Here is a 4,864-nt window from a genome sequence, read left to right as displayed (position 1 = left end):
GGCCTTCCGGCTGTCTGTGCGCCGCCAGGGACTCGAACCCCGGACCCGCTGATTAAGAGTCAGCTGCTCTAACCAACTGAGCTAGCGGCGCCTGCTGACGTGGAGAACATTACCTGGTCAGCAGCCGAAACACACAATCGGTCCGGCGTCCGCCGCCGGCCAGCCTCAGAAGGTCAGCACCACCTTGCCCCGGACGTGCCCGGCGCCCACCAGCCGGTGCGCCTCGGCGGCCCGCTCCATCGGCAGCGCCTCGGCGATCTCCAGCCGCAGCCCGCCGGCCTCCCACAGCTCCACCAGCTCGGCGAGCCGCCCTGCGGTGCGGTCGGTCCGCACCTTCAGCAGCCCGAGCCGCTCGGCGCCCTCGAAGTCGACGGCGGTGCCGATCCGCCCCCGGTCCGCGACCAGCTCGACGGACGCCTCCAGGGCGCCGCGCCCGGCCGCGTCGAAGGCCGCGTCCACCCCCTGCGGCGCCACCGCCCGGACCCGCCCGACCAGCCCCTCCCCGTACGTGACCGGGACGGCGCCCAGGCCGCGCAGGTAGTCGTGGTTGCGCTCGCTGGCGGTGCCGATCACCGTGGCGCCCCAGGCCCGGGCCAGCTGGACGGCCGCCGTGCCGACCCCGCCGGCGGCGGCGTGCACCAGCACGGTGTCGCCGGGGCCGACGCCGAGCAGCCGCAGCGCCGTGTGCGCGGTCTGGCCGGAGGCGGAGAGCGCGCCGGCGTGCTCCCAGGGCATCCCGGCGGGCTTGGCGACCAGCTGCCCGGCGTCCACGACGACCAGCTCGGCCTGCCCGTTCAGGGTCCGGAAGCCGATCACCTCGTCGCCGACCCGCCACTGCCCGACGCCCGGGCCCAGGGCGTCCACCACCCCGGCGAACTCGTTGCCGAGGACGGCCGGCAGGTCGAGCTTCGCCCCGGGCGGGCTGTACCCGTCCCGGACGGCGATGTCCACCGGCTGCACCCCGGCGGCGTGCACCCGCACCCGCACCTCGCCCGGCCCGGGCTGCGGGTCGGGCAGCTCGGCGATCCGCAGGACCTCCGGTCCGCCGAACACCGGGACGGTGACTGCCTTCATGACGGGCTCCCCTCGACGCGCGGCCGTTCGCCGGCCGTTCGATTGCCTTCGGCTCGACATGCCGTCGACCGCCACCGATCCTCGGAGCTGAAGTCCACTTGAGGTCAAGCTGCCGTCCAGCGTGTCGTCATGAATGAGCGCATTGTCAGATTTATCCTGGGCGGCGCTCAGCCGTCCGTCGTCGAGAGGAACCTCCCCGTGGGCCAGCTGCCCCTGTTCTTCCTGGTGCTGCTCGCCTCCGTGGTCACCATGCCGCTCGGCCGCCGGACGGGCGTGCCGCAGCCGGTCCTGATGACCCTGCTCGGCATCGTCATGGCCCTCGTCCCGCAGATCCCGGACGTCACCGTCGAGCCCGAGCTGATCCTGCCGATGGTCCTGCCGCCGCTGATCTTCGCCGTCGCCCGGCGGTCCTCGGTCCGCTACTTCAAGGCCAACGCCCGCTCGATCCTGCTGCTCGCCGTCGCCCTGGTGGTGGTCACCACGATCGCGGTGGCCGCCACCGTGCACTCGCTGCTGCCCGCCCTGCCGCTCGCCGCCGCGATCGCGGTCGGCGCGCTGGTCTCCCCGCCCGACCCGGTGGCCGCCGTCGCGGTGGCCGGCAGCATCGGGCTGCCCCGGCGCCTGGTGGCGATCCTGGAGAGCGAGGGCCTGTTCAACGACGTCACCGCGATCGTCATCTACTCGCTGGCCATCGAGGCCATGGTCAGCGGCGACTTCTCGGTCGGCAACGCGGTGCTGCGCTTCGTGCTGTCCGCCGTGCTCGCCGTGGTCGTGGGCGTCGTGCTCGGCTGGGTGAACACCAAGGTCGCCGAGCGCCTGGACGACCCCACCCAGCAGGTCGCCCTCAACCTGCTGGTGCCCTTCGCCGCCTACACCATCGCCGAGGAGATCCACGGCTCCGGCGTGCTGGCCGTCGTCGTCTGCGCGCTCTACCTGGCCGAGCGGGCCTCCGACGCCGACGCCGTCTCCTACCGGCTGGTCGGCAACGCGTTCTGGGAGGTCGTCGAGATCCTGATCACCGGCGTCGCCTTCGGCCTGATCGGCCTGGAGCTGGCCACCGTGCTCAAGGAGGCCGGCAACGGCTGGACCGGCTTCCTCGGCGACGCCGCCGTGGTCATCGCGGTCGTCGTCGTGGTCCGGCTGCTGTGGCTGCTGCCCGCCGGCTGGCTCTCCAAGAAGCTGCGCAGCGGCGCCGACGAGGACACCCCGTTCAGCTGGAAGGAGAGCGTGGTCCTCTGGTGGTCCGGCATGCGCGGCGTGGCCACCGTCGCCCTCGCCCTCGCCATCCCGCTCACCCTGCACTCCGGCGAGGACTTCCCCGAGCGCGGCCGACTGGTCTTCATCGCCTTCAGCGTGGTGCTGTTCACCCTGCTCGTCCAGGGCCTCACCCTGCCCTGGCTGGCCAAGCGGCTCCGGCTGGACATCGACCAGGACGCCCACGAGCAGGCCGTCCGCCGGCTCTGGTGGCGGGCCGCCAAGGCCGGGCTCGCCCGGCTCGGCGAACTGGAGGAGCAGGACCGGCTGCCCGGCGAGGTCGCCGACCGCCTGCGCGACCGCCAGCACGACCGGCTGGCCCGGCTCTGCCCGGAGAACTACGCCGAGGAGGAGGCCGCCGAGGCCAAGCAGCGCCTCGCCCAGTGGCGGGCCGCCCGGGACGTCGAACAGGAGATGATCGCCGCCTCCCGGCGCGAGATGCTCGCCGCCCGCAGCGAGGCCGGCGCCGACCCGGAGCTGGTCGACCAGGTGCTGCGCGGCCTGGACCTGCGCTCCGAACGGAAGTGACGAGCAGTCCGCCCGGGCCCGGCGGAATGTGCGTGACCGGGTCCGGGGTTGCATAGGCTGAGCCCGGGCAGGCCGTCAACGGCGTCGGCACACCATCCAGTAGCCGCACGACCTCGCGAACCCTCACCGCCTGGCCCTGCCGGTTTCTGCACCCAGATGAATCGAGGACCCACCGATGTCGGAGACCCGCGCCGACGCCCGCACCCCGCTCGACCGCACCCCGCAGTGGGCCGCCCTGGCCAAGCACCGCGACGAACTGGGCGAGACCCACCTGCGCGAGCTCTTCGCCGCCGACCCGGAGCGCGGCCGCCGCCTCACCCTGCAGGTCGGCGACCTGTACGTGGACTACGCCAAGCAGCTCGTCACCGACGAGACGCTGGAACTGCTGCGCGACCTGGCCGCCGCCACCGGCGTCGCCGCGCTGCGCGACGCGATGTTCCGCGGCGAGAAGATCAACAACACCGAGCACCGGGCCGTCCTGCACACCGCGCTGCGCGCCCCGCGCGACGCGGTGATCGAGGTCGACGGCGAGAACGTGGTGCCCGCCGTGCACGCCGTCCTGGACAGGATGGCGGCCTTCGCCGACCGGGTCCGCGGCGGCGAGTGGACGGGCCACACCGGCAAGCGGATCCGCACCGTCGTCAACATCGGCATCGGCGGCTCCGACCTCGGCCCGGCGATGGCCTACGAGGTGCTGCGCTCGTTCGCCCGGCGCGACCTCGACGTCCGCTTCGTCTCCAACGTGGACGGCGCCGACCTGCACGAGGCCGTCCGCGACCTCGACCCGGCCGAGACGCTCTTCATCGTCGCCTCGAAGACCTTCACCACCATCGAGACCATCACCAACGCGGTCTCCGCCCGCTCCTGGCTGCTCTCCGGCCTCGGCGCCGGCACCGAGGCGGTCGCCAAGCACTTCGTCGCGCTGTCCACCAACGCCCAGGGCGTGCAGGACTTCGGCATCGACACCGCCAACATGTTCGAGTTCTGGGACTGGGTCGGTGGCCGCTACTCCTACGACTCGGCGATCGGCCTCTCGCTGATGATCGCCATCGGCCCGGACGCCTTCCGCGAGATGCTGGACGGCTTCCACCTGGTCGACGAGCACTTCCGCACCGCCCCGCCGGAGCAGAACGTCCCGCTGCTGCTCGGCCTGCTGGGCGTCTGGTACGGCGCGTTCTTCGACGCCCAGGCGCACGCGGTGCTGCCGTACTCGCACTACCTGTCCAAGTTCACCGCCTACCTGCAGCAGCTGGACATGGAGTCCAACGGCAAGTCGGTGACCCGCGACGGCACCCCGGTCGACTGGCAGACCGGCCCGGTGGTCTGGGGCACCCCCGGCACCAACGGCCAGCACGCCTACTACCAGCTGCTGCACCAGGGCACCAAGGTGATCCCGGCCGACTTCATCGGCTTCGCCCGGCCGGTCGCCGAGCTGTCCGAGGAACTGGCCGCCCAGCACGACCTGCTGCTGGCCAACTTCTTCGCCCAGACCCAGGCGCTGGCCTTCGGCAAGACCCCGGAGGAGGTCGCCGCCGAGGGCGTGCCGGCCGAGCTCGTCCCGCACAAGACCTTCCAGGGCAACCACCCGACCACCACCATCCTGGCCGCCGAGCTGACCCCCTCGGTGCTCGGGCAGCTGGTCGCGCTGTACGAGCACAAGGTGTTCGTCCAGGGCGCGATCTGGAACATCGACTCCTTCGACCAGTGGGGCGTCGAACTGGGCAAGGTGCTCGCCAAGCGGATCGAGCCGGTCCTGCTCTCCGGCGAGGGCGGTGAGCAGCTGGACGGCTCCACCGCCGCGCTGGTCGCCCGCTACCGCGCGCTGCGCGGCCGCTGAGCCCCGGCCGGGCCGTCCGCTCCGGCGGGCGGCCCGGGCCCCTTGGGGGCGGGGGAAACGCCGGAAGGCCCTTCGCTCTCGCGAAGGGCCTTCCGGCTGTCTGTGCGCCGCCAGGGACTCGAACCCCGGACCCGCTGATTAAGAGTCAGCTGCTCTAACCAACTGAGCTAG

3 protein-coding genes and 1 tRNA gene are annotated in these 4,864 nt (G+C 72.6%); 2 read left to right on the top strand and 2 right to left on the bottom strand.

The genetic code is table 11. The features are described from left to right. Positions 1 to 17: 17 nt before the first annotated feature. A tRNA-Lys gene (locus VM95_RS36975) sits at positions 18 to 91 on the bottom strand. A gap of 74 nt (positions 92 to 165) precedes the next feature. Next, on the bottom strand, positions 166 to 1,074 hold the full coding sequence (locus tag VM95_RS36970) for an NADP-dependent oxidoreductase (RefSeq protein ID WP_045705596.1): 909 nt from the start codon (positions 1,072 to 1,074) through the stop codon (positions 166 to 168). Positions 1,075 to 1,203: 129 nt separating this feature from the next. On the opposite strand from VM95_RS36970, the gene VM95_RS36965 reads away from it, so the two are divergent. Both VM95_RS36965 and pgi read left to right on the top strand, forming a co-directional pair. Continuing rightward, on the top strand, positions 1,204 to 2,856 hold the full coding sequence (locus VM95_RS36965) for a Na+/H+ antiporter (RefSeq protein ID WP_078861165.1): 1,653 nt from the start codon (positions 1,204 to 1,206) through the stop codon (positions 2,854 to 2,856). A gap of 175 nt (positions 2,857 to 3,031) precedes the next feature. Continuing rightward, complete coding sequence (pgi, locus tag VM95_RS36960; RefSeq protein ID WP_045705594.1) at positions 3,032 to 4,693, top strand: glucose-6-phosphate isomerase; 1,662 nt, start codon at positions 3,032 to 3,034, stop codon at positions 4,691 to 4,693. The last annotated feature ends 171 nt before the right edge of the window (positions 4,694 to 4,864 follow it).

This window comes from Streptomyces rubellomurinus, assembly GCF_000961885.1.
Lineage (GTDB): Bacteria > Actinomycetota > Actinomycetes > Streptomycetales > Streptomycetaceae > Kitasatospora > Kitasatospora rubellomurina.
This window is presented reverse-complemented; position numbering and strand designations above follow the sequence as displayed.

Excerpts from the sequence above, each read along its gene's own strand:
- VM95_RS36970 (WP_045705596.1), bottom strand. The coding sequence starts at position 1,074 with ATGAAGGCAGTCACCGTCCCGGTGTTCGGCGGACCGGAGGTCCTGCGG.
- VM95_RS36965 (WP_078861165.1), top strand. The coding sequence starts at position 1,204 with ATGAATGAGCGCATTGTCAGATTTATCCTGGGCGGCGCTCAGCCGTCC.
- pgi (WP_045705594.1), top strand. The coding sequence starts at position 3,032 with ATGTCGGAGACCCGCGCCGACGCCCGCACCCCGCTCGACCGCACCCCG.